The organism is Agrobacterium sp. RC10-4-1 (assembly GCF_014138475.1).
In the GTDB taxonomy this organism is placed as follows: Bacteria; Pseudomonadota; Alphaproteobacteria; order Rhizobiales; family Rhizobiaceae; genus Agrobacterium; species Agrobacterium pusense.
The window spans coordinates 499779-523911 of the sequence record NZ_JACJIT010000001.1 but is presented as its reverse complement, the minus strand read 5'-3'; the positions used below and the strand labels follow the sequence as shown (position 1 = coordinate 523911).

At 60.0% G+C, this 24133-nt stretch carries 20 protein-coding genes; 11 read left to right on the top strand and 9 right to left on the bottom strand.

Annotated elements, in window-relative coordinates; translation table 11 throughout:
* Positions 1 to 133: 133 nt before the first annotated feature.
* The 7 genes from FHW77_RS02415 (at position 134) to FHW77_RS02385 (ending at position 7407) form a co-directional block, all read left to right on the top strand.
* Positions 134 to 1123 (top strand): ABC transporter permease, encoded by a 990-nt coding sequence (locus FHW77_RS02415; RefSeq protein WP_004445474.1) that lies wholly within the window; start codon positions 134 to 136, stop codon positions 1121 to 1123.
* A complete protein-coding gene (locus FHW77_RS02410) occupies positions 1120 to 2115 on the top strand; it encodes an ABC transporter permease (protein WP_004445477.1) in 996 nt (331 codons plus the stop codon). Before FHW77_RS02415 ends, FHW77_RS02410 begins: the two co-directional genes overlap by 4 nt.
* Entirely contained in the window at positions 2112 to 3110 is a 999-nt protein-coding gene (locus tag FHW77_RS02405) for an ABC transporter ATP-binding protein (protein ID WP_004445479.1), read from the top strand. Before FHW77_RS02410 ends, FHW77_RS02405 begins: the two co-directional genes overlap by 4 nt.
* Positions 3088 to 4023, top strand: a complete 936-nt coding sequence (locus FHW77_RS02400) for an ABC transporter ATP-binding protein (RefSeq protein WP_004445481.1) — start codon at positions 3088 to 3090, stop codon at positions 4021 to 4023. Before FHW77_RS02405 ends, FHW77_RS02400 begins: the two co-directional genes overlap by 23 nt.
* An 18-nt stretch (positions 4024 to 4041) precedes the next feature.
* Positions 4042 to 5097, top strand: coding sequence for an aldo/keto reductase (locus FHW77_RS02395; protein ID WP_004445482.1), 1056 nt, complete (start codon positions 4042 to 4044; stop codon positions 5095 to 5097).
* A 68-nt stretch (positions 5098 to 5165) separates the two neighbouring features.
* Entirely contained in the window at positions 5166 to 6404 is a 1239-nt protein-coding gene (locus FHW77_RS02390) for an acyl-CoA dehydrogenase family protein (protein WP_004445483.1), read from the top strand.
* Positions 6405 to 6435: 31 nt separating this feature from the next.
* Positions 6436 to 7407: a LysR substrate-binding domain-containing protein gene (locus tag FHW77_RS02385; protein ID WP_022562893.1), complete on the top strand. Its 972-nt coding sequence runs from the start codon at positions 6436 to 6438 to the stop codon at positions 7405 to 7407.
* Positions 7408 to 7423: 16 nt separating this feature from the next.
* Here the strand turns inward: FHW77_RS02385 and FHW77_RS02380 are convergent, their stop codons facing one another.
* The 8 genes from FHW77_RS02380 to FHW77_RS02345 all read right to left on the bottom strand — a co-directional run bounded on the left by FHW77_RS02380 (position 7424) and on the right by FHW77_RS02345 (position 17299).
* Entirely contained in the window at positions 7424 to 8776 is a 1353-nt protein-coding gene (locus tag FHW77_RS02380) for an LLM class flavin-dependent oxidoreductase (RefSeq protein ID WP_004445487.1), read from the bottom strand.
* 38 nt (positions 8777 to 8814) lie between these two features.
* A complete protein-coding gene (locus FHW77_RS02375) occupies positions 8815 to 10410 on the bottom strand; it encodes an ABC transporter substrate-binding protein (protein ID WP_004445490.1) in 1596 nt (531 codons plus the stop codon).
* Positions 10411 to 10449: 39 nt separating this feature from the next.
* A complete protein-coding gene (locus FHW77_RS02370) occupies positions 10450 to 10800 on the bottom strand; it encodes a DUF3088 domain-containing protein (protein ID WP_100911198.1) in 351 nt (116 codons plus the stop codon).
* Between the two features lie 442 nt (positions 10801 to 11242).
* Positions 11243 to 12832 carry an ABC transporter substrate-binding protein gene (locus tag FHW77_RS02365; protein ID WP_004445495.1) on the bottom strand — a complete coding sequence of 530 codons (1590 nt, stop codon included), beginning with the start codon at positions 12830 to 12832 and terminating at the stop codon, positions 11243 to 11245.
* 33 nt (positions 12833 to 12865) lie between these two features.
* Complete coding sequence (locus FHW77_RS02360) at positions 12866 to 14065, bottom strand: M20 aminoacylase family protein (RefSeq protein ID WP_004445497.1); 1200 nt, start codon at positions 14063 to 14065, stop codon at positions 12866 to 12868.
* Between the two features lie 90 nt (positions 14066 to 14155).
* Entirely contained in the window at positions 14156 to 15340 is a 1185-nt protein-coding gene (locus FHW77_RS02355) for an LLM class flavin-dependent oxidoreductase (RefSeq protein WP_004445499.1), read from the bottom strand.
* A complete protein-coding gene (locus tag FHW77_RS02350; RefSeq protein ID WP_004445500.1) occupies positions 15331 to 16224 on the bottom strand; it encodes an NmrA family NAD(P)-binding protein in 894 nt (297 codons plus the stop codon). The genes FHW77_RS02355 and FHW77_RS02350 overlap by 10 nt, the downstream gene beginning before the upstream one ends.
* A gap of 7 nt (positions 16225 to 16231) precedes the next feature.
* The gene (locus FHW77_RS02345) at positions 16232 to 17299 is read right to left on the bottom strand and encodes an ABC transporter substrate-binding protein (protein ID WP_004445501.1); all 1068 of its coding nucleotides are present in this window, start codon (positions 17297 to 17299) and stop codon (positions 16232 to 16234) included.
* A gap of 347 nt (positions 17300 to 17646) precedes the next feature.
* Here FHW77_RS02345 and FHW77_RS02340 point away from each other — a divergent pair, with 347 nt between their 5' ends.
* The gene (locus FHW77_RS02340; protein ID WP_004445502.1) at positions 17647 to 18954 is read left to right on the top strand and encodes an NtaA/DmoA family FMN-dependent monooxygenase; all 1308 of its coding nucleotides are present in this window, start codon (positions 17647 to 17649) and stop codon (positions 18952 to 18954) included.
* 77 nt (positions 18955 to 19031) lie between these two features.
* Here FHW77_RS02340 and FHW77_RS02335 read toward each other — a convergent pair whose 3' ends face one another.
* Positions 19032 to 20060: an LLM class flavin-dependent oxidoreductase gene (locus FHW77_RS02335; protein ID WP_004445503.1), complete on the bottom strand. Its 1029-nt coding sequence runs from the start codon at positions 20058 to 20060 to the stop codon at positions 19032 to 19034.
* 424 nt (positions 20061 to 20484) lie between these two features.
* Between FHW77_RS02335 and FHW77_RS02330 the strand changes: the two genes are divergently transcribed.
* From FHW77_RS02330 to FHW77_RS02320, 3 genes are all read left to right on the top strand, one after another.
* On the top strand, positions 20485 to 21633 hold the full coding sequence (locus FHW77_RS02330; protein ID WP_004445504.1) for a mandelate racemase family protein: 1149 nt from the start codon (positions 20485 to 20487) through the stop codon (positions 21631 to 21633).
* A 6-nt stretch (positions 21634 to 21639) separates the two neighbouring features.
* Positions 21640 to 22269 carry an SGNH/GDSL hydrolase family protein gene (locus FHW77_RS02325; protein ID WP_004445505.1) on the top strand — a complete coding sequence of 210 codons (630 nt, stop codon included), beginning with the start codon at positions 21640 to 21642 and terminating at the stop codon, positions 22267 to 22269.
* An 80-nt stretch (positions 22270 to 22349) separates the two neighbouring features.
* On the top strand, positions 22350 to 23948 hold the full coding sequence (locus FHW77_RS02320; protein WP_004445506.1) for an ABC transporter substrate-binding protein: 1599 nt from the start codon (positions 22350 to 22352) through the stop codon (positions 23946 to 23948).
* Positions 23949 to 24133: the final 185 nt, after the last annotated feature.

The window sequence follows — 24133 nt, the reverse complement described above, 5'->3', positions numbered from 1 at the left end:
TCTTTAAGGCGCGATTTTCCGTAAATTTCAGAAAATAATTCTATTACTCTTTGACAAATTCCATAAAATTAGTCAACTAATGTCCGTGCCTTCACCGGCGGATTTATGTTTTAACGATTGCGGACTGGAGCCGATGTCAAATTCGAAAAGGATTTTATCGCAGGCGAAACGGGTGGCCATTCAAGCCGTCCCGACGGTTCTCGGTATCGTCATTCTGAACTTCTTCCTGCTGCAGTTAGCGCCGGGCGATGCCGCAGATGTGCTGGCTGCGGAAGCGGGTTCGGCGACCGTCGAAACCATGGCGGAAATCCGCAATCGTTTCGGGCTGGACCTGCCGGTCCTGCACCAGCTGATGAATTATCTCGGCAATCTCGCCCAGTTCAGCCTCGGATTTTCGCCGCGCTACGGCATGCCGGTGGCTGATCTCATCGGCCAGCGCCTGCCGGGCACGCTTGCGTTGATGGGCGCGGCGCTCGGCATTGCGATTTTCGTCGGCGTGTTTCTCGGCTCGATCATGGCCCTTTTCTCCGGCAAGCTGCCGGATCGGATCATTTCCATCGGCTCGCTGATCTTTTATTCCGTGCCCGGTTTCTGGATCGGGTTGATGCTGATCCTTACCTTTTCGGTGAAGCTCGGCTGGCTTCCCTCGGGCGGCGACAGCACCATTGGCAGCAGCCTCACCGGGTTTTCCGCCCTGCTGGACCGGCTGCGCTATATTGTCCTGCCCGCCCTGTCCCTGGCACTTTATTTTCTGGCGATCTACGCCCGCCTCACTCGCGCGGCGATGCTGGAGGTGAAGTCGCAGGACTATGTGCGCACCGCTCGTGCCAAGGGCGTTTCACCGATCAGGCTGACCACACGCCACATTCTGCGCAATGCGCTGATCCCCATCACAACCATGGCCGGCATGCATATTGGCGGCCTGCTTGGTGGTGCTGTCGTGGTCGAAACCGTATTCAGCTGGCCCGGCCTTGGCCGCCTTGCTTTCGAAGCCGTCATGGCGCGGGATTTCAGCGTTCTGCTCGGCATTCTGCTTCTCTCTTCCCTCGTCGTTATCATCGTCAATGCAGCCGTGGACCTGTTGCAGGCATGGCTTGACCCCCGCATTGGAGAAAGCCGATGAATTCCTCCCATACATCAGCGGTTCTCGACACGGCCGAACTCGGCGCTGAAGAAACCAGCCCCAAACCGAAGAAGCCCGAAGAAAAGACCTGGCCCTATATCCATGCGCCGGATGCGCTCTCGGCCCGCTCCGTTTCCGTGCCCCGGCGCGGCCTGCGGCGAGAACTGAAAATCTTCCTCACCAATCCCAACGCCATCGTTGGCCTGCTGTTTCTCGCGACCGTCATCGTTACCGCGCTGATCGCCCCCTTGATCTATCCCGGCGATCCCCTGGAAATGGTAGCCCGCCCGTTCCTGTGGCCCGGCCAGAACGCGGCCTATCCGCTTGGCACAGATTCCATGGGCCGGGATGTTCTGGCAGGCATCGTGCATGGTGCGCGCATCTCGCTCACCGTCGGTGTCGTGGCGACACTGATCGGGCTCACCATCGGCATCGCGGTCGGCGCTTTCGCCGGTTATTTCGGCGGCATCATTGACGATATCCTCGTCAAGCTGATCGAAATCTTCCAGACCTTGCCGAATTTCGTGCTGCTGGTCGTGCTTGTCGCCATCGCCCAGCCTTCTGTCACCACGGTCACCTCGGCGATCGGCATCATCACCTGGCCACTGGTGGCACGCCTCACCCGCGCGGAATTCCGCGCCATCCGCGAGAAGGACTACGTGCTTGCCGCGCGCAGCCTCGGTTACGGCCATGCGCGCATCGTGTTTCAGGAAATCCTGCCCAACGCGCTGCCGCCGATCATCGTCACCTCCTCGGTCATGGTGGCGGGCGCAATCCTCATGGAAGCAGCACTTTCCTTCATGGGCCTTGGTGACCCCAACCGCGTTTCCTGGGGTTCGATGATCGGATCCGGCCGCGATGTCATCCGCACGGCCTGGTATCTGACCGCCCTTCCCGGCCTTGCCATCGTCTTCACCGTCATTTCGCTGAACCTCATCAGCGATGGCCTCAACGATGCGCTCAACCCCCGTTTTTCGGAGGAACGCCGATGAGCAAACTGATTGAAGTCCATGATCTCTCCGTCAGCTTCGGCTCTGCCCAGCCCGTCAAAGGCGTCAGTTTCGATGTCAGCCCCGGTGAAATGCTCGCAATCGTCGGCGAGAGCGGCTCGGGCAAATCCCTGACGGCGCTCGGCCTGATCGGCCTCCTGCCCTCCCACGCCAAGACGGGCGGGCGGGTTCTGCTCGAAGGGCGCGATCTGCTGCCGCTTTCGGAAAAACAATGGCGCGGCATTCGCGGTCGCGATATCGGCATGATCTTTCAGGAGCCTATGACCTCGCTGAACCCGGTTCTGACCGTTGGCGAACAGATCATCGAGGTGCTGCGCATCCATGAGAAGATCGACCGACATCAGGCCCGCAAACGGGCCATTGAGCTCCTCGACCTCGTCAATATTCCCGATGCCAGCCGTAGAGTGGATGATTATCCGCACCAGCTGTCCGGCGGCATGCGTCAGCGCGTGATGATCGCCATCGGCGTTGCCTGCAATCCGAAACTGCTGATTGCCGACGAGGCGACAACCGCGCTCGACGTGACGATACAGGCGCAGATACTCCAGCTGCTCGACAATCTGCGCCGTGATCTCAACATGGCCGTCATCCTCATCACCCACGATCTCGGCATCGTGGCGCAATGGGCGGACCGGGTGATGGTCATGTATGCCGGACGCAAGGTGGAGGAAGGCTTGCCGGAACCGGTTTTCTCCACTCCCTACCACCCCTATACGCGCGGCCTGCTTGCCGCCTCGCCGCGCGCCGAAGACGGCCAGCACTATCGCGACGGGCCGCTCATTGAGATTCCCGGCTCCATCGTTTCCGCCACGGGGGAACGCGGTTGCGCCTTCCGGCCGCGCTGTCCGAGCGCCCGCGGCTTCTGCGGGCAGTATGTACCACCGCTGAGGCAGATTTCAGACGGCCGTTACGCCGCCTGCCCCTTCGTTGCTCCAACATCTCAGGAGATACCCAATGGCGCTCTTGTCGGTGCATAGTCTTTCCACCCATTATACGGGCGGACGCGGCACGGTGCGCGCCGTCGATGACGTGTCGCTCGATATCGAGGCGGGTGAAACCGTTGCCCTGGTGGGCGAATCCGGTTGCGGCAAGTCTTCGCTCGGCAAGTCCCTGATGCGACTGGTCGAACCGTCTTCCGGCAGGATCACCTTCAAGGGTGCGGATGTGACCGCAATGACATCGTCCGAACTGCGCGGCATTCGCCGCCGCATCCAGATGATCTTTCAGGATCCCTTTGCCTCGCTCAATCCCCGCCAGACGGTGCGCACCATCCTTACCGGGCCGTTGAAGGTGCACGGCATAGGAGACCGGGCGCGCCAGCGGGAGATCGTTGAAGCCATCGTCGCGCAGGTGGGCCTGCCGGCGGATTCACTCGACCGTTATCCGCATGAATTCTCGGGCGGCCAGCGCCAGCGTATCGGCATTGCCCGCGCACTTGTTCTGGAACCGGAACTGGTCGTCTGTGACGAGCCGGTCTCGGCGCTCGATCTGTCGATACAGGCGCAGATTCTCAATCTTCTGGTGGAGATGAAGAAGCGGCTTTCGCTGTCCTATCTCTTCGTCTCGCACGACCTTTCCGTGGTGCGTTATTTTTCCGATCGCGTGCTGGTCATGTATCTCGGCAAGATCGTCGAAAGCGCGCCCACATCGGAACTCTGGGCATCCCCGAAACACCCCTATACCCGCGCGCTTCTCGCCGCCGTTCCGGATCCCGCCCGCCGCAAGCAGGCGGCCCCCATTTCGGGCGATCTGCCGAGCCCGCACAATCCGCCATCCGGCTGCCGGTTCCATACACGCTGCTCGCTCGCCACCGATCTCTGTCGCGAAAAAGCACCTGACTATACCCTTTTCGGCAAGAACCACGCCGTGGCCTGCCACCATGCCCAATAAACTGAAGGAGCAACCATAATGGTCGACTATCGCTATCTCGGACGCAGCGCGCTGAAAGTTTCACCGCTGAGCCTCGGCACGATGATGTTCGGAGGCCCGACGCCGGATGACGTGGCCTTCCGCATCATCGACAAGGCTCGCGAACAGGGCATCAATTTCATCGACACCGCCGATGTCTATCACGACGGCAAGTCGGAAGAGGTCGTGGGCCGCGGCATCAAGGCCACGCGCGATCACTGGGTTCTGGCCACGAAATTCGTCAACTCCCATACCAAGGGCCCGAACCTTGGCGGCCATTCGCGCAAATGGGTGATCGAAACGGTCGAAAATTCGCTGCGCCGCCTCAACACCGATTACATTGACATCCTCTATTTCCACCGCGCCGTGTTCGATGCGCCGCTGGAAGAGCCGGTGCGCGCCATTGCCGACCTCATCCGCGCCGGCAAGCTGCGCTATTTCGGCGTGTCGAATTTCCGCGGCTGGCGCATAGCCGAAATTTCGCATCTGGCCGACCAGCTCGGCATCGACCGGCCGGTTGCCAGCCAGCCGCTCTACAACATCGTCAACCGTACGGCCGAAGCCGAGCAGTTGCCGGCGGCCAATCATTACGGCCTTGGCGTGGTGTCCTATTCGCCGCTCGCCCGCGGCGTGCTGACCGGCAAATACCAGCCTGGCGAACAGCCCGGCGCCGATACCCGCGTTGGCCGTGGCGACAAGCGCGTTTTGGAAACGGAATGGCGTCCGGAATCGGTCGAGATCGCCCAAAAGGTCGCGGCCCATGCCGCTTCGAAAGGTGTTTCAGCGGCGGATTTTGCGCTCGCCTGGGTGCTGAACAACAAGTTCGTCACCGCCGCCATCACTGGCCCGCGCACCGAAGAGCATTGGGACGGATATATTCGCGCACTCGATGTGAAGATCGATGCGGAAGATGAAGCGCTGGTCGACAGCCTCGTTACCACCGGCCATCCCTCCACACCCGGTTTCAACGATCCGAGCCACCCCGTCGAAGGCCGTGTGCCGCGCAATCTTGAAGCGGCGCACCGCCCGGCGCTCAAGCCGCGCGCGGTCGCCTGATCGTCCAGAAGACCATGCCTGCGGCGCGCTGTGCCGCAGGCCCTCACATCCGCTCAGGGAAAACCGCAATGTCCACTCCGAAACTGCAAACAACCACCACCGACAATTCCGGCGTACCGAGCCGTGACGAGATTCTGGCCCGGGCAAAGGACATTGCGGCTATCGCAGCAAAGGATGCCGCCCGCCGCGAACGCCAGCGGGAACTTCCTTACGATATCTTCGCCCTCATCAAGGAGGCGAAGATCGGTACATTGCGTATTCCCGAAGCCAAGGGCGGACCGGGCGGCTCGATTGCGGACTATATCGAGGTGCTGATGATCCTCGGCGAAGCCGACAGTAATATTCCGCACGCGCTTCGCAGCCATTTCAATTTTACCGAAAACCTCGCTCTCGCCCCCATCGAGCTGGAAGACCGGCGCCATCTCGAACATGTGCTCACCGGCAAGCTTTTCGCCGGTGCCAGCACCGAACAGGGCACCAAGCGCCCCGGCGAAATCACCACACGGCTCAGCGCCGATGGCGACCGTTACCGGCTGAACGGCCGTAAATGGTATGCGACCGGCACCGCCTTTGCGGATTTCGGCACCTTCAGCGCCATCGGCGATGACGAGCAACCGATCGGCGTGCTCATTCCGCTTGATCGCCAGGGCATCACCATTCTCGACGACTGGGACAGCATGGGCCAGCGCATGACAGCGAGCGGCGGTGTTCTGCTCGAGAATGTCGAGGTGCTGCCGCATGAATTGACGACCCGTAAGCTCGGCAGCCAGATTGGCCGGCACAGTTCGGCTATGCGGCAGCTGCACCTTGCCGCCTCGGCCGCCGGCGCCGTTCAGGGCGCGCTTAATGACGGTGTCGAGTATGTTTTGCGCCAGGCGCGCACCACGCTTCACAGCAGTGCCGAAACCGCCAATCAGGACCCCTTCGTGCAGAAGATGCTCGGCGAAATCAGCGCCGGCGCCTTCGCGGTGAAAACCCTTATCCGCGAAGCAGCCCGAACACTCGACCGTACCGCGGCCGCCTTCGCCACCGGCAATGAAGAGGCGATCGAGGCGGCGTTGCTGGAAGGCTCGCTCGCCACCGCCCGCACCCAGATCATTGCCTCGCAGCTGTCGCTGACCGTTGCCACCAACCTTTATGAACTGGGGGGCGGCTCGGCGACATCGAGCGACCGGAATTTCGACCGTCACTGGCGCAATATCCGCACCGTCTACAATCACAATCCGCTTGCCCACAAAGCGCGGGTGATCGGTGATTATTATCTCAACGGCACCACGACACATCTCAGGGAAGGCCGGGTGTTCTGACTGTGCGGAAGCCGCCAAAGGAGAAGCAGCAATGAGAACGGAGTTTGTCGCTCCCGCCGGCGGCCGGACAGCTTTTCGCCTGCCCACGCTTTCCCGCCTGCCGCCGCTGACGGCCCTGCGCGCCTTTGTCGTGGCTGCGCGCCACGCCAGCTTCTCACGCGCGGCGGAGGAGCTGCATGTTTCGACCGCTGCCATCGGCCAGCAGGTCCGAATTCTCGAAACCCACCTCGGCCAGCCGCTTTTCAGCCGCCAGCGCGGTGAATTGGTGCTGACCGATGCCGGCAGCGCACTTTATCCCGGTCTGGCGGACGCTTTCGAGACCATGATCGGCAGTCTTTCCGACCTGATGGTTTCGAATGCACGGCCGCAGTTGAAAGTTCTGGCGGAAGGTTGCTTTGCCGCCCGCTGGCTGGCGCCGCGGCTGGGCAGCATCGTTCCGGCACTCGGAGACGTCGAGCTTTCGATCGAATCCATCGAGGGCGATACCGTCGATCTCACCCATTTTGATGCCGATTGCGCCATCGTCGCCACCGCCGCCCAAATTCCCGGCTTCATTCATGAACCGCTATTTCCCGATACCGTCAGCGCCGTCTGCACCCCGGAATTTGCGGCCCGCCATGGCCTTGCAGGCGAACCGGAGCGGTTGCGTGATATCGGCTTTGCGCTGCTGCGTGGTAATGGCCTTGACCCGGCATTTGAGTGGGCGAACTGGCTTCGCGCCTGCCGCATTCCGCTCAGGCTTTCCGCAACGGGTCCGCGTTTTTCACGCCAGACCGCGCTGATAGAAGCGATCTCATCAGGGCACGGCATAGGCCTGGTGCGTCATTCGCTGATTTCGGAAGAACTGAAAAGCGGCCGCCTGATCGCTCCTTTTGGCTCGCCGCAGCCGACCGCCAGCCGCTATCACCTCCTGACCAGTCCTGACAGGCGGCGGCTGCCGGAGGTCGCATCTCTACTCGCTCTGTTGCGCGAGGATATGCGCGCTCTTGAGGCCGCCGCCTGAACACGCCCGTCCCACCTCAGGCGCGTTCCTTTTGCGGCTCTCTCGCCACGTAAATATTGTCAGGTCGTGGCAGGCCGTAGTGATCACGCAACGTGTCGCCCTCATAATCCTCACGGAAGAGGCCTCGTTGTTTGAGGATCGGCACCACCTCGTCCACGAAGAGATCAAACCCGCCATTCAGCCATGGCGGCATGATATTGAATCCGTCGGCAGCACCCTCGCGAAACCAGGTCTCTATCCAGTCCGCTACCTGTTCCGGTGTGCCTGATATGACCTTGTGACCTCGCCCGCCGGCAAGCCGGTGAAGCAATTGCCGGATCGTCGGGTTTTCCCGGTCGATGATGTCGAGAACCAGCTGATGGCGGCTGCTGTTCGCCTGCGCGCGCGTCGCTTCCACGGCTTCCTGCGGCAGCGGCCGGTCGAGATCGGCCGATGACAGGTCTATGCCGGTGATGCGCTGCAATTGCCCAAGCGAAAATGCCGGCTGGATGAGATCGTTGAAGGAGGCCTCAAGGTTTCGTGCCTCCTCTTCGGTTGATGCGATGAAGGGGCTGATGCCGGGTAAGATTTTCACATGGGCGGGATTGCGCCCCGTGGCCGCGACACGCCGCTTGATGTCGGAATAAAAAGACCGCGCACTCTCCAGAGTCTGATGCGCGGTAAAGATTGCCTCAGCATAATGGGCGGCAAAACCGCGGCCTTCCTCCGAGGAGCCTGCCTGAACATAGACTGGCCGTCCCTGTGGTGAACGAGGCACATTCAATGCGCCCCGCACCCGATAAAATTCGCCATCGTGATTGGCGGGATGGATGCGATCTGTTTCGGCAAATAGACCGCTTTCCTTGTCAGCGACGATGGCATCATCCTCCCAGCTGTCCCAGAGCTTCGTCACCACATCGACGAACTCGATGGCCTGACGATAACGATCGGCATGCGGCGGGTGCTTCTGGAGGTTGAAGTTGCCGGCCGCTGCATCCGCCGAGGTCGTGACGATGTTCCAGCCTACGCGGCCGCCGCTGATATGATCAACAGAGGCAAACAGCCGGGCGAGATTATAGGGCTCATAATAGGTGGTCGACGCCGTGGCGATGAAGCCGATCTTTTCGGTGACGGCAGCGAGAGCCGCCAGCATGGTGATCGGCTCCAGCCGGTGGCGGGCGGCGTAGCGGATGTTGGCATCCAGTACCGGCGCATCCGCAAAGAAGATCGCATCCAGCTTCGCCGCCTCGGCCTTGCGGGCGATATCCTGATAAAGCCTGATATCGGTGACGCGGTGCGGCTCTGAATCCGGGTGCCGCCAGGCCGCTTCGTGATGTCCGCCCGGATAGATGAAGGCGTTGAGAACCAGCTTTTCGGATTTTCTGCTCATGAAATGACCTCACTGCTCTAAGGACCAACTGCGGCGGCTCACGCCTCCTTCGTCAGCCATGCCCTGGCCAGATTACCGCCGAGACCTTCGGCCCCCGTCGCATAATCCTTGATGCGCACGCTGCCGACGACCGGCTGGATGGGTGCGACGAGATTGATGACGGGAAGATCTTTCGCGACAACGGCTTGGAATTCCTTGAAGAAGGCAGCGCGTTTCTCGATGTCAGGCTCCACCGCCGCCGCTTCCAGCAGCCGGTCCACCTCCGGATTGGCGTAGTGGCTGGCATTTGAGAATGGCAGGCCTATCTTGAAGTTCTTGCTCCAGTAGACGCGCTGGACGCCGGCCGTTGGATCGAAAGTGTTGGACAGGGATTCCACCGAAAGGTCCCAGGCGCGGTCAGTGTAGACCACCTTCACATAGGTGCCGAAATCGAATTTCTGGATATCGGCCTCAATCCCGATCTTCGACAGCGCCTGCGCGATGAAATCCGAATAGGTCTGCGGATTGAATGGGTTGGTGGTGACGCGGAGCTTGAAACGCTTGCCGCCGTCCTTGCGCGGGAAACCCGCCTCGTCCAGCAATTTTTCCGCCTGCGCGACGTCGAACCTGGCAAAACCGATATCGGGATTGTGGAACTTCGCAAGACCGGGGCTGATCGGTGTCGGCGATGGCACGGCGTAACCGTAAAGCACGGTATCGATGAGCGCCGGAACATCGATGGCGTGGGCAATGGCCTGCCTGACCTTCAGTTCCTTCAGATATTCGTTCTCAAGATTGATGACCAGCTGGTTCTGCTGGCCGGCATAGGCATAGATGCGGTCATCCACCTTCAACGTCGGGATCGCTTTCAGCCGCTCCAGATCGGCGAGCGCCACAGGGTTGGGGCCAATATCCCCTTCCCCGGTTTCCAGCGCCGCCGCGCGGGCGCCCGCATCGTTGATGAGGCGGATGATGACGCGCTCCAGATAAGGGCGCGGCGCATCCCAGTAGTCGGCATTTTTCTCCAGCAGGATATGGCTGCCTGGCACCCATTCCTTCAGCACGAAAGGGCCGCTGCCGATGATCTGCGCAGGCTTGGGATTGTCGGTCGGTTTGAAGGTTTCAAAGATGTGCTTCGGCACGATTGGCGATTCAGACGACGCGAGCGCGGTGATCAGGCCCGGCGCCGGCTTGGAGAGCTTCACCTTCGCGACCAGCGGATCGGAAGTATCGACGCGTTCGACATTCGCGAACGTCGCCCGACCGCGCGGATGGGCCTCTTTCAGCCGCAGGATGGAAAATTCCACATCCGCCGATGTTACCGGTTTGCCGTCATGGAATTTGGCCTTCGGCTGGAGGTGGAAAACATATTCCAGTCCGTCCGCCGATACGCTCCATTCCCTGGCGAGGCTCGGCTTCGGCGAAAGCTCATAGTCATAGGTCAGAAGCCCATCATAAATCTTCGAGCCGATGAACTGCGGTCCGCCCGCGCTTGTATTGATGGCCACGAGCTGAGTCGGCTCAGGAAAATAAACGATCTTGAGCGTGCCGCCCGAAACCGGCTCTTCGGCCGCGGCGAAAGAACCGCCCGGGAGCGCCACGAATGCGCCGGCAGCAAGTGCGATCTTATGAAACTGGCGTCTGGAAATGGTCATATCTGTCTCCGAAAAATCCGATATGCGGGGTGCGGCAACTCAGTGCAGCTGCGGGAACCCGTGGCGCTCGGCGAGGATTTGCAAAATGCGTTTGGTGTCCTGAATGAAATGCGTCTCGCCCTCGACCGCGACGTCGGCAGGCGCGTCGCCGGCGAAGATCAACAGCGGCAGCGACTGATTTTCCTCCCCCACCGCGGCGATAACCGCCTCACGCGGGCGCTGGAACCCAACGCGGTGGATATCGATCCCGGCGGCAAGGTCAGGAAACGCGGCAAGCAGACCCTCGATCTGGTTACAATGCGGGCAGACGAACCGGACACCGGGGTGCTTGGGGTCCTCGAAACCGGGAGCGATCAAAAAAAGCGTATCCTTGGCCATGGCATCCATCATGTGAGGGTGAGATTTCCAGCTCACAGTGCAGGCGGCCATAGCGCGGGTCCAGAAAGCAATTCTTGCTTGGAAACGAAGAAAAGCTTTGCGCTAAATTATTGATGAAATTGGTTTTTTGGAAATTTTCGTGGATGGCATCGCTGTTTCACCCGATCTGTCTCATGCGCAAAGTTTTTCCCTGAAACAGGCTTGCCGCGCGAAGGTGCAAACAGGATGGAGGGTGGGTTTTGGCAATAAAAAACCCGGCAGAATTGCCGGGTTCTGGTGAGATGCTGTTGGCGTAAAACCTCTCCTTCGTCATGCTCCGGCCTTTCCCAAGCATCTGCGATCTACAAGGCGTAGGATGCCTTGGCAGATCCTCGGTACAAGATCGAGGATGACGTTGAATGCGGAGAAAAGTTCGTCATAACTCTGGCGCCGCAGGGTCACCGGATTTCTGTCCTCACTCGCTTTTCCATGCCGTCGCCAGATCGCCATAGGCAATGTCGATGGTCGTCACGAGGGATTTCAGGCTGGTGTTGCGTAGAATGACGGTCGGCAAAGCAACGATCGAGAAATTCGGCAGGTCATCGCCGACGACTTTCTGGATCTCATGGAACTGCCCGGCCCGCTTCGTGTCATCAACCTCGATGGCGGCCGCCCGGAAAAGATTGTCCACCGTAGGATTGTTATAGTGGGCGGCGTTGACATAAGGCGCGGGGTTCTTGATACCATCGGACCAGTAAAGACGCTGCACGCCCGCCGTCGGATCGAACAACCGGCTGATGCCATTCACCGTCAGGTCGAAACCGCGCTCGGTATAAACGCGCTTGATGAAGGTGGCGAGATCGCCTTCGACGATATCCACCTTCACGCCGAGTTTGCCGAAGGATGAGCGGAGATATTCGGACGTTTTACGGAAGACGTCGGACGGCAGAAAGGCGAGCCGCAGCGAAAAGCGGGTGCCATCCGCGCCCTTCGGGTAGCCGGCCTTGTCCAGCAACTCATTCGCCTTGGCGAGATCGAAGGGATAGGTGAAAGGCTTTTCGTCGTTATAGGCGGTGAAGACTGCCGGGATGTTGGAACCGGCAGGTTTCGCCGTCCCGAAGAAGATGGCGTCATTGATGAAATCGCGGTCGATGGCGTGGGCCAGCGCGTGACGCACCTCCTTCTTCGCCAGAATTGGGTTCTCCAGATTGAACTCGAACACGGCCGCATTGTTGAGATAAGCGTCGGTATAGACCTCCACAGCCAGTTTCGGATTTTGCCGCAGGCGCTCAAGATCGCTGTAGGAGACATCGGCGGTGTAATCCGCCTCACCCGTCTCGACGGAAATGGTGGTGGAAGCCGCATCGGCGACGAACCGTGCCACGAAACCATCAAGGTAGGGCAGATCGGCCTGCCAGTAATCCGGGTTCTTCTTCAGCTTCACATAGCTTCCGCGTTTCCATTCCTCGAACACGAAGGGGCCTGTGCCGATTGGCGCATTGCCGTTCGGGCTTTCATTGTAGTTTTCCGAAGCATAGGCATGGGCCGGCAATATGGGCGTTTCTCCGCCCGTCAGCGCGCGCAGTAGATAAGGTGCGGGTTTGGAAAGCACCACCACGGCCGTCAGCGGATCAGGCGTTTCGATATCGGCAACATTGGCGAAGGTGATGCGCCCCCGTGGCCCGACCTTCTTGAAGGCAAGCAACGAAAATTTGACGTCCTGCGATGTGAAATCCTTGCCATCATGCCATTTGACACCCTTGCGCAGCTTGAAAGTGTAGCGCAGTCCGTCGGCTGATGTTTCCCAGCTTTCGGCCAGAACCGGATGCGGTTTGAACTCGCTGTCGAACCGCACCAGACCCTCGAGGATTTTCGTGGAAATGGCGCGGGTGCGCGTATTGGAATCGGAAAGCGGCACCAGCGTCGTTGGCTCGCCGAGACCTGCAAAAGTGACGATCCCGCCCTTTTTCGGCGTTTCCGCCGCCAGCGTCGGCAGGGATGGCAGCAATGTGGCTCCGGCCAGGGCGGCACTCAGAAGCAATGTCTTACGTCTTGTAATATCCATGGATGTTTCCTCTTACAGACTTGTTTTTAAATTTCAGGCAGGTTTCAGCCGAGTTTCCACCAGCCGCGCGAACAGGGTCGCACCGACGGGCAGGATGTCGTCGTCAACGATGAAACCGGGATTGTGGGCAGGTACCGTGCCGGAATGGCCAAGGGTGAAAAACGCACCTGGTGCGTGTTTCAAAAGATCGGCAAAATCCTCGCTGCCCATGAAGCGGCCGGGCTCGGTAGAAACGCGTTCATCTCCCAGAACCTCGCGCGCCACGCCGGCAACGATTTCCACTGACACGTCATCATTGGTAAGGACCGAGAAGATGTCGCGAATATCCACCTCAGCAGTCAGGCCGTAGGCAGCAGCGATGTGATCCGAGATGGTGCGGATGCGGCCCCTTATGGTTTCGCGCACGCTGTCGGAGAAGGCTCGCACTGTTCCGGCAATCGCGGCCGTTTCGGGAATGACATTATAGGCTGATCCAGCTTCGATCCGCGTGATCGACAGCACGGCGGGATCGGTGGGCGATACGTTGCGGCTGACGATGGTCTGCAGCGCCTGGATCAGCTCACCCGTTGCCGGCACCGGGTCGCGGGAGACATCGGGATGCGCGGCGTGAGCACCCCGGCCCTTGAGCCGGATGTCAAAGAAATCCGCACCAGCCAGAATGGTGCCCGGCGAAACCTTGAGGTGATTGGGCGCGGCATGGGTGGAATTGTGGAGCCCGTAAATCTCGTCGACCGGAAAATCCTTGAACAGCCCATCGGCAATCATGGCGCGCGCGCCGCCCAGCCCCTCTTCGGCAGGCTGGAAAATGAACACCACCGTGCCGGCGAAATCGCGGGTTTCCGCCAGATAACGGGCGGTGCCGAGCAGGATGGTGGTGTGCACATCATGCCCGCAGCCATGGAACTTTCCGGGGTAGACGGACGCATAGGGCAGACCGGTTTCCTCGGGCATCGGCAGGGCATCCATATCGGCCCGGAGCCCGATGGAGCGATTGCCCGAATGACGGCCGCGCAGCACGCCAACCACGCCGGTCTTGCCATAACCGCGATGAACCTCGATGCCCCAGGAAGCAAGCTTTTCAGCGACGATGCCTGACGTGCGCACCTCCTCGAAGCCGATTTCTGGATGCTGGTGCAGGTCGTGGCGGATGGAGACGAGCTCGGGAACAAACGTCCCGATCCGGTCGATGATTTTAGGGGCGGGAGTTTTAACGGGATCGACGGCGATATTCACGGTATCTCCTCAGGACAAAAAATATCGTTTTCGCAATCGGACGATTGCGAAGGATTGGCTTCGGATAGGAAAATCAGGGCTGGAAAGGCGTCAGAGCCTCAGGCCCGCCTCCTTCATCAAGGGCAGAATACGCTCGGCGAAATAATCGAGGTCTTCGCGGAAATCGTAGAAATTCAGCTGAACGCCATCGATCCCCGCCTTCTTCAGGCCGACAAGCTGCTCGACCACCTGTTCCGGCGAGCCGATGATTTCGATATTGCCACCGAGATTGCGGCCCTGCTTGTGGCGTGCATCACCGCGTCCGCGCCAGGCATGGGCGTCGCTGTCGTAATTGTTGGTGGCGAAAGCACGCGTGCCGGGCTGCGGCTTTCCGGCCTCGATGGCATCGGCATAGGCGATCGCCTCCTTCTCCGTATCGCGACTGACAATGATCGGATTGATGATCGTCTTCACCTGCCGGCCATAGGCTTTGGCGCGGTTCTTGATGGTGGCGACATGATCGGGAAGCGTTTCGAGCGCACTGTCTATATGCGCACCGCCTGGCGAAGTGACGAAAACCAGATCGGAATGACGGGCGGCGAAATCGATACCGGCGGGAGAACCCGTCGCTGTGACCAGCGGCGGGCGGCCGAAGGCGGGCTTTGGCGTGATCCAGCCATTGTTGATCGCCCACGGGTTGAGCTTGCCTTCATAAGAGAAGTTTTCGGTTTCTCCCCAAAGGCGGTGGAGCACATCGAACAATTCCCCCGCCATGTCATAACGCTTGTCATGATCGATCCGCTGCCAGCCGAACATTTCATGTTCGATGGCACGGTGGCCGGTGACGATGTTGATGCCCCAGCGCCCTTTGGCGATATGATCCAGCGTCGCGCCATATTTGGCGAGATGCAGCGGATGCAGGGGCCCGTAAAGAACGTGGATGGTGGAGATCAGCAATATGCTCTTCGTCACCGCCGCCATCGCGCCAAGCGCAATGAAACTGTCAAGCGAGGATTCACCGTCATAACCACCCTTCGGCAGCCATTGCGTGCGACTGAAGGCGATTTCGAAACCGAGCTCTTCGGCACGCTTCACCAGTTCGACATTGTAATCGAAGGTCCAGCTGTTGCTGGTCGGCAAGCTGGAGAAATTGATATCCTGCAGATTGAGGAACAGACCGAGCATCAGGGGCTGCTTTATGGCGCGACTGAGCGGGCTGTCGTCGAAATCAGCCGGGCCTTTCAGCTCAAGACCTTTGAGCTCAGAATCTTCGGGTAATGGAACAGTCAGCGCCATGTCTTTTCTCCCTCGGAATGATCGCCCTGTGGGGCAGTCGCCAGCCGCGCGCGCAGATAATCTTCGACACTGCGGGGCTGGCGGCCGGTGATATGGTAGATGGCGTCGGTGATGGATGCGGCGAAACCTTCGCGGATGAGTTCTCCGAATTCACCGATCGCCGTCTGTTCGAAAGCGCCGATATGCGGCGGGAAGACGGGGGCAGCATGGTGCGAAACGCCAACGGGCCGATGCAGGATACGGGCCGCAATGCGGGCAATTTCCAGCGCCGTCAGCGCTTCGCGTCCGGTCAGCACCAATGGGCCGACGAGCGGTGCGCTTGAAGCCAGAGCCTGTACAGCGACATCGGCAATATCGTCGGCATCGATGAAGGAGACCGCCGCATCGCCGAAACGGGCCGGCACGTCCTCGCCTTTGCGAAGCGCGGCGACAGCAGGCTCCAGCGCAACCTGCATCCAGGCGTTCGGCCGCAACACCGTATGCGCGATGCCGCTTGCCGCCAGATATTGTTCCACCTCGCCATGCGCCGCTCCCGAAATCGAGCGTGCAGCATTTCCAATAGTCCAGTCGGAACCGGATATTTTCACGATCCGCGATATACCGGCGGAGAGGGCGGCATCGATGACCGTCTTCTGGTCTGCCGCCAGCGTCTCTCCGATGGGCGAAAGCAGAAGCACCCTGTTGGTCCCCCGCGCCGCCGCCTTCAGGCTGGCCCGATCGGAAAAATTACCCTCCGCAATCTCGACCCTGTCGCCCCACAGCTTCAGCGCGTCTTCGCGCCGGCGGGTCAATACCCGAACCTCCGCCTGACGTTGCAAAAGACGGCTGACGACCCTTTGCCCGAGCTTGCCCGTTGCACCCGTTACAAGAATGATGGCTGCCATGATGTTATCATCTCCCAACAATATGGTGCGCGGTATCCTGCGGTGCAGAAAGGGCGCGTGGATCGGCCCAGTCCTGGACATCGAAATCTTCGGGAATGAATTTCCATTGCAGCAGGAAATCCTTGAAGTGACTGAGCGCATCCAGCTCAGCCGGATCGAGATCGAGTCTCAGATTGCGATATACGTCCGGGCCATTCGCAGCGAGAACCGCCTCCTCGCTGACGCCGATCTCGCGAGCGATGAAACGCACGGCCTCCCCCGGATTGTCATTTGCCCAATCCGCAACGCGCTGAACCGTGGCCACCAGTTCCGCTACCAGATCCGGACGCTCATCGGCAAAAGTGGCGTCCACGGTCAGGGGACGCGGCGTACCGTTATTGATGCGGATCTTCGGATCAGGGTGAAAACCCGTCGATACCACGACCTGCGCGGCGATGAGATTGGCGACAGTGACGCCTTCCGCGCCCTTGACGAAAAATGCATCGATTTGGCCCCGGTGTAATGCTGCGATTTCCTCGCCATAAGGAAGCCGCCGGCGCAGACCGTGGAACCGTTCCTCCGTCGGGCCGAGCAGCACGGGTTCTTTGGCGGCAAGCTCGATAAGCTCGACATCTGCGATGGAAAGCCCCGAGACCGTCAATGCCGACACGATGCCCTTGAGCGAGGTGGCGCGCTGGAAATCGATGATCTCGTCCGGGCGCTTCGGCAGACCGATGCGCCGCCCCTTCAGATCGCTTCCCTTGCTTATGCCACTTGCGGGCAAGGCAATGACGGCCTGGAACTCGTCGGTCCTTGTCAGCCCCACCAGCCGTGTTTTCCGGCCACCGGATTTCGCCCAGATCGGTGGGATGTTGCCGCCCTGACGGAACGACCAGTCCAGCCGATGATCAAAATGACTCTGGCGAATGGCTGGATCGGCCGCATCGCGAATGGACGAAACGGAGATGCCGTGGTTGGCAAAACTCTGCTCAATCCAGCCCAGTTGCGTTGCGATGGAAAGCGGCGTGGGCGCCGGGCAGCGTGTATACCACACCGTTACGGGTTGGGTTCCCTGGCGAAGGGCGGCGTTGGCCATGGCGTTCGTCCTCGAAATTGCGATCTGGACGGCACGCTACACGCCATAAAACATTTTCTATAGATAAAGTGTACTATTTCAAACGCGATTGAGGAAATTCGTTTCCATCTTACCAGCTCATGCGCCGCATGGCGGAATATCCTTTCGATAAAAGCAGGATTTCGCTGGGATTTTTGTCGGGCATCGATCAGATCGACCACGCGCGGGTGAAACTGGAGACGAAAGTTTTTCTTCTCCGCACAGCAAGGATTTTTAACTCGCGACCGGCCCCCCGGCTGTTACGCTTCCCGCAATTGCGCGGCCATACAGGCCGATAATCCAACAGACCCGAAAGAAAAAGTGGCAGCATGAGCAAGACCAAACGCCGGCTCAATCTCAACGTCGGCATCAACACGACAGGATATCTCGCCAGTGCCTGGAAATACCGGAGCGGAGACCGGCACGATATAAACGATATCGGATATTACCGACGACTGACGGAACTGGCGCATGAGGGCCGGTTCGACGCCGTTTTCCTTTCCGACCACCCGGCACTGCTGACCGACCCGGCAAGCCGGCCGTTCCACACCATTGATCCGCTCATCCTCTCGACATCGCTTGCCGCACAGGTGCCGGATATCGGCTTCGTGGCAACCGTGTCCTCCACCTACAATTCGCCCTATAATTTCGCCAGACGAACTCAATCCATCGATCTCGTCACCGGCGGCCGGCTGATCGTCAATATCGTTTCTTCCTTTAATCCCAATGTTGCCGCCAATTTTGGCAACGATCCGCTGCCGCCGCGCAGCGAACGTTATGCCAAGGCTACCGAATTCCTGGATGTCGCAAAAAAGCTCTGGTCTAGCTGGGACCCCCGCCGCGAGAGCGACGTGCCGGAGAACCGCTTCTGGGATGCGGCGACAGCCGAAACCATCGATCATGAGGGGCAATATTTCCATGTCAAAGGCCCCCTCAACGTTCCGCGCGGGCCGCAGGGGCATCCCGTTATCGCGCAGGCCGGCGCCTCCGAAGGCGGCATTGATCTCGCGGCACGCCATGGCGAGATCATCTATTGCAATATTCTGTCACGTCCCGCAGGGCAGGCCTTTGGCAAGAAGGTCCGCGACCGCGCTGTCTCCCTCGGGCGCGATCCCTCTGGCATCCGCATCGTTCCCGGCCTCGTCGTCATTCTCGGCGAAACCCGGCAGGAAGCCCTGCGTAAACATGAACTCTACAGCGGCGCCGGTTCGGAAGACGGTCTCCTGGCACGTTTCGCCAGAGAAAACGGCATAGAGCCTCGCGATTTCGACCCCGACGCAAAACTCGATGCCGAGCGTTTCATCCCCGACCAGAACCGGCAATGGGCGGTAGGCATGGGCCTTGGCCTTTCCGATCTTCTGACCCATGAAAAACTGACTGCCCGCGAGGCCGTACGCCGCTCGGAAGGACATCACCGGCTGCTGCTCGGCACGGCGGAAGAGGTAGCGGACGGCATTATCGAGCTCTGGCAGGATGGCACAGTGGACGGCTACACATTACAGCCGCCACGGGCGCCCGATGATATCGCTGAATTCGTCGAACAAGTTGTTCCGGTACTGCAGGATCGTGGGGTTTACCCGCGCGAATATGAAGCCGCGACGATCCGCGACCGCTATGGCCTGCCATACCCCGATTGAAGGACGGATGCGGCAATGTCGCTCAGTCGACCTCCCGCCGGCTTCCATTGAAAGTCGAATGGCGGGAGGTGGCGATGTTATTGCCCCGTCGCCACTTTCAAAACCGGCCTTTCGCCGGAAAGCTGCGGCAGGACAGAGGCGAAATCCGTCACGATCTGGCGATAATCGTCCGGCTGGAATTCATAGGGAAGTTCGAGGCGGAATTCCGAGACAAACGGCAGAACGGGGTCGCTCGACAATCTTTCCAGAATCTCATGCGTCGTCCCGACGATATCCGGCAGGAAAAGCGTGCGGCGCGCCCCATGCGGCGAGGTCGTGCGCTTGTCCCGCTCGGCAACGAATTCCTGGTAACGGCGGCGCGTGGCGGGGCTTGCGCTATCGGTTGGCAGGATGACGCGGCCAAGAGCGACACGCGGTTCGCGCTCATGCGCCCATTCCTGCCGGAAGCGAGCAACGAGAGCCGCCTGAGCGGTCAGAAAATCATCGGTATTCTCGCCGCTGACAATATTGCCCGTCAGAAGATTGAACCCTGCCCTGCCAGCCCAGCGCGCAGAGTTCTGCGATCCACCGCCATACCATAACCGGTCCGTCAGCCCCTTAGCGACTGGCCGAAGCCGCGGCACCTGCGCACCGGCCGCATTGCCCGCCTCCGTCTCGTTCGACAGCGGCTCCGATCGCAGCGCCCTCGCCAGCTTCTCAGCGCGCGCGTGGCTGTAGTCCGCTTCGATAACCGTATCAACATAGTCGGAAATAAGATGGGCGAAGGGCGGTGCGCCCACCGAAACCCCCACATTCAGCCGTCCGCGCGACAGGACATCCACGGTGGCCAGATCCTCCGCCAGCCTGAACGGGTTCTCGTAACCGAGTTGAATAACGGCGGTGCCTAATCCGATCCGTCTGGTTCGTTGCGAAGCCGCAGCGAGGAAAGTCGCCGCAGAGGAAACACCCCGCTCCAGATGGCGCTGGCGGACCCAGGCGCTATGATAACCCAGCGCCTCTCCTGCTTCGAAAAGCTGCAGGGTTTCTTCCAGCCCCTGTCCCGGATCATCGTCATGATAGTTGCCCGGGACAAGAAAGGCGAAATGGGAGATGTGGGAAAGGGGCATGGGCGCGCATCCGGAAACGAGTTGAAACTCAGCGACGCAAATGCAGCCCTCCTGGTTTGGAACGACCGCCCGATGCGACGCATGCTCACACAGCATGCATGATGACGGCGGCAACTGGCGCGGCATGTTCGTTTATAGTCCCGGCCATTGTTGAAAGATCATTGCGCGATTCAATAATACACTAAAATTGTCGACTATCCCTCCACACAGCCCGCCCTCACGCTTCCTCGGGTCTTTTTTTGGAATGAGGCAAATCCGCCAGAGGCTGTTCCTCACCGTCGACCTGCGCAGCGTCGAGCACAAATGACCTTGATTTCCCCCTCCAACATGTAATACAGATTATCATACATGTTGACAAATATTGCACACATGTATGACATTGCGGCGACCAACAACGCCGAGACACCTGCATGAGGGAGGAATTATGATCATTACCGACGTCGAGGTCCGTGTTTTCCGCACGACGACCCGTCGGCACTCGGACAGTGCCGGCCACGCGCATCCGGGTCCGGCGCATCAGGTGGAACAGGCCATGCTGACGATCCGGACAGAGGACGGCCACGAGGGCCATTCTTTTACCGCGCCAGAGATCGTTCGCCCGCATGTCATCGAAAAATTCGTCAAGAAAGTCTTGGTCGGTGAGGACCATCGAGACCGCGAACGGCTGTGGCAGGACCTTGCCCACTGGCAGCGCGGTTCGGCCGCCCAACTGACTGACCGCACGCTGGCGGTGGTTGACTGCGCGCTATGGGACCTTGCCGGCCGCTCCCTCAATCAACCTGTATACAAGTTGATCGGCGGTTATCGCGACAAGGTGCTCGCCTATGGCTCCATCATGTGCGGTGACGAACTGGAAGGCGGGCTGGCGACACCGGACGACTACGGCCGCTTTGCCGAGACACTGGTGAAGCGCGGCTACAAGGGCATCAAGCTGCACACGTGGATGCCGCCCGTCAGCTGGGCGCCGGATGTGAAGATGGACCTCAAGGCCTGCGCGGCCGTGCGCGAGGCGGTCGGCCCCGATATCCGCCTGATGATTGACGCCTTCCACTGGTACTCCCGCACCGATGCGCTGGCGCTGGGCCGCGGCCTCGAAAAACTCGGTTTCGACTGGATCGAGGAGCCGATGGATGAACAGTCGCTGTCCTCCTACAGGTGGCTTTCCGACAATCTCGATATTCCGGTCGTCGGCCCGGAAAGTGCGGCCGGCAAACACTGGCACCGTGCCGAATGGATCAAGGCCGGCGCCTGCGACATTCTGCGAACCGGCGTCAACGATGTCGGGGGCATCACACCGGCGCTGAAGACGATGCATCTGGCCGAAGCCTTCGGTATGGAGTGCGAAGTGCATGGAAATACCGCCATGAACCTGCATGTGGTTGCCGCCACCAAGAACTGCCGCTGGTATGAGCGTGGCCTGCTACATCCCTTCCTCGAATATGATGACGGCCACGACTATCTGAAGTCTCTGTCCGATCCGATGGACCGGGATGGCTTTGTCCACGTTCCCGACCGGCCGGGCCTTGGCGAGGACATCGATTTTACCTTCATCGACAACAACCGGGTGAGGTAACGGGCGATGAAAACGGTGCTCGCCTTTGGAGACAGCCTCACCTGGGGCGCGGACCCGGCAACGGGCCTCAGGCACCCCGCCGCATATCGCTGGCCGGAGGTTCTGGAAACCGAGCTTGCCGGCATGGCGAAAGTTTACCCCGAAGGTCTTGGCGGACGAACCACCTGCTACGACGACCACGCCGGTCCGGCCTGCCGCAACGGCGCGCGGGCGCTGGAAATAGCGCTCTCGTGCCATATGCCGCTTGACCTCGTCATAATCATGCTCGGCACCAACGACATCAAACCGGTGCATGGCGGACGCGCGGAAGCCGCCGTTTCCGGCATGCGCCGGTTAGCGCAGATCGTCGAGACCTTCATCTACAAGCCGCGAGAAGCGGTACCGAAACTGCTGATCGTTGCCCCACCGCCCTGCGTTGCAGGCCCCGGTGGAGAACCGGCGGGAGGGCGGGACGTCGGGCAATCGCTCAGGCTTGCACCGCTTTACCAAAAACTCGCTACCGAACTCGGACATCACTTCTTCGACGCCGGTTCGGTCGCCAGTGCTTCGCCGGTGGACGGCGTGCATCTGGACGCGCCGGCGACAGCGGCGATCGGCCGGGCCCTGGCCACGCCAGTCAAAGATATTCTTGGTTGATCACACGCCGCCCGAGGAGGAACCGGGCACGTGGATCGAAACGTGGAAGGCCGTATGAAGCGGCCGTATTGGGAGGAAAGATGAAACATTTTCTTGCAACAGCAGCACTTGGCGCCCTGCTGATCGGCGCCATGCCGCTCAGCACTTTTGCCGAGACGCCAAAGGACCAGCTTATTGTCGCCACGACCATGAGCAATATCCTCACACTCGACCCCGCCGCCATCACCGGCCGCGAGACCGTGCAGGTTCTGAACAATATCTATGACACCCTGATCGTGCTTTCGCCTGAGGACCGCAGCGTCCAGCCGCGCCTTGCCGAACGCTGGGAAATAGCCGAAGACCGGAAGTCGATCCGTTTCCATCTGCGTGCCGATGCCAAGTTCGCTTCCGGCAATGCCGTGACGGCAAAGGATGTGGCATGGAGCCTCAAACGGCTGCTCGCCCGCAATCTGGCGCAATCATCCTTTCTGAAAACCCGCGGTTTCAAGCTCGAAGAGGCCGACAAGCTTTTCGTTGCCGAAAGCGATCAGATCTTCGTGCTGAATATCCCCAAGCCCGACGATCCCAACCTTCTCCTGATGATCCTTGCCCAGAACGGTCCCGGCTCGATCATCGACAGCCAGACCGCGCTTGAGAATGAGAAGGATGGCGATCTCGGCGGCGCATGGCTGACGCTGAATTCCGCCGGCTCCGGCCCCTTCAAGCTGACCCAGTGGAAATCCAACGAATATATCATCCTCACCCGCAACGACGATTACTGGGGTGAAAAGGCCAAGATGAAGCGTATCCTGATGCGCCATCTGCCGGAATCGCAGTCGCAGCGGCTCATGCTGGAAAAGGGCGATATCGACGTTGCCTATTCCCTGCAGGCTCCGGATCTGAAATCACTTGAGGCCGACAAGGCCGTCACCATCGAATCCACGCCGGGCTCCGGTTTCTATTACCTCAGCGTTTCGATGAAGGACGAGAAATTCGCGAACAAGAAGGTGCGGGAGGCCCTGCGTTACCTGATTGATTACGATGGTCTCGACAAGGCGGTCATGCCCTATTACGGCAAGCTGCATCAGCGCTCCCTCAGCACCGGCGTCATGGGTGCGCTGCCGGACCAGGGCTACAAGCTCGATATTGAAAAAGCCAAGGCGCTTCTGGCCGAGGCCGGTTATCCTGATGGGTTCAAGACAACGCTGCGCGTGCTTTCGGAAGACCCGTTCATGAAAGCCGCAACGGCGATCCAGAACACGCTCGCCCAGGCAGGCATTCAGGCCGAGCTGATCAGCGGCTCCGGCGACCAGATCTATGGTGCGATGCGCGAGCGCAACTTCGAATTGCTGCTCGGCCGCGGTGGCGGCGGCCAGCAGCCGCACCCGGACAACAACCTGCGCTCGATTGCCTACAATCCCAATAATGCCGATGACGCCAAGCTCACGAATTACCAGAGCTGGCGCACCAGCTTCTTCGACGAAAAGCTGAACAAGATGATCGAGGAAGCGCTTGTCGAGCGCGATGCGGCAAAACAGACGAAGCTTTATGAAGACCTGCAGGGTTATATGGATGAAATCGTCATGTCCATTCAGCCATTCTCCGAAGTGGTCGACACCGCAGCCTTCCGCAGCGACGTCAAGGGCATGATCGTCAGCCCCTGGCTCTCGAGGTTTGAAGTGGTGAGCAAGGAGCGATAATCGGCGCCATATCTGCGAGCAAGAAAAGGCGCGGCTAACCCCGCGCTTTTTTTGCTGCCGACGAGGCCTTACAAAGCCGAAATATTCCGCACTCCGTCACCCCGGACTAGATCCGGGTCCAGCGCGATCAAGTCCTTGATCGCGTAAGACTCCTCTTACGGCGCAGACATGCCGTGGCTGGATGC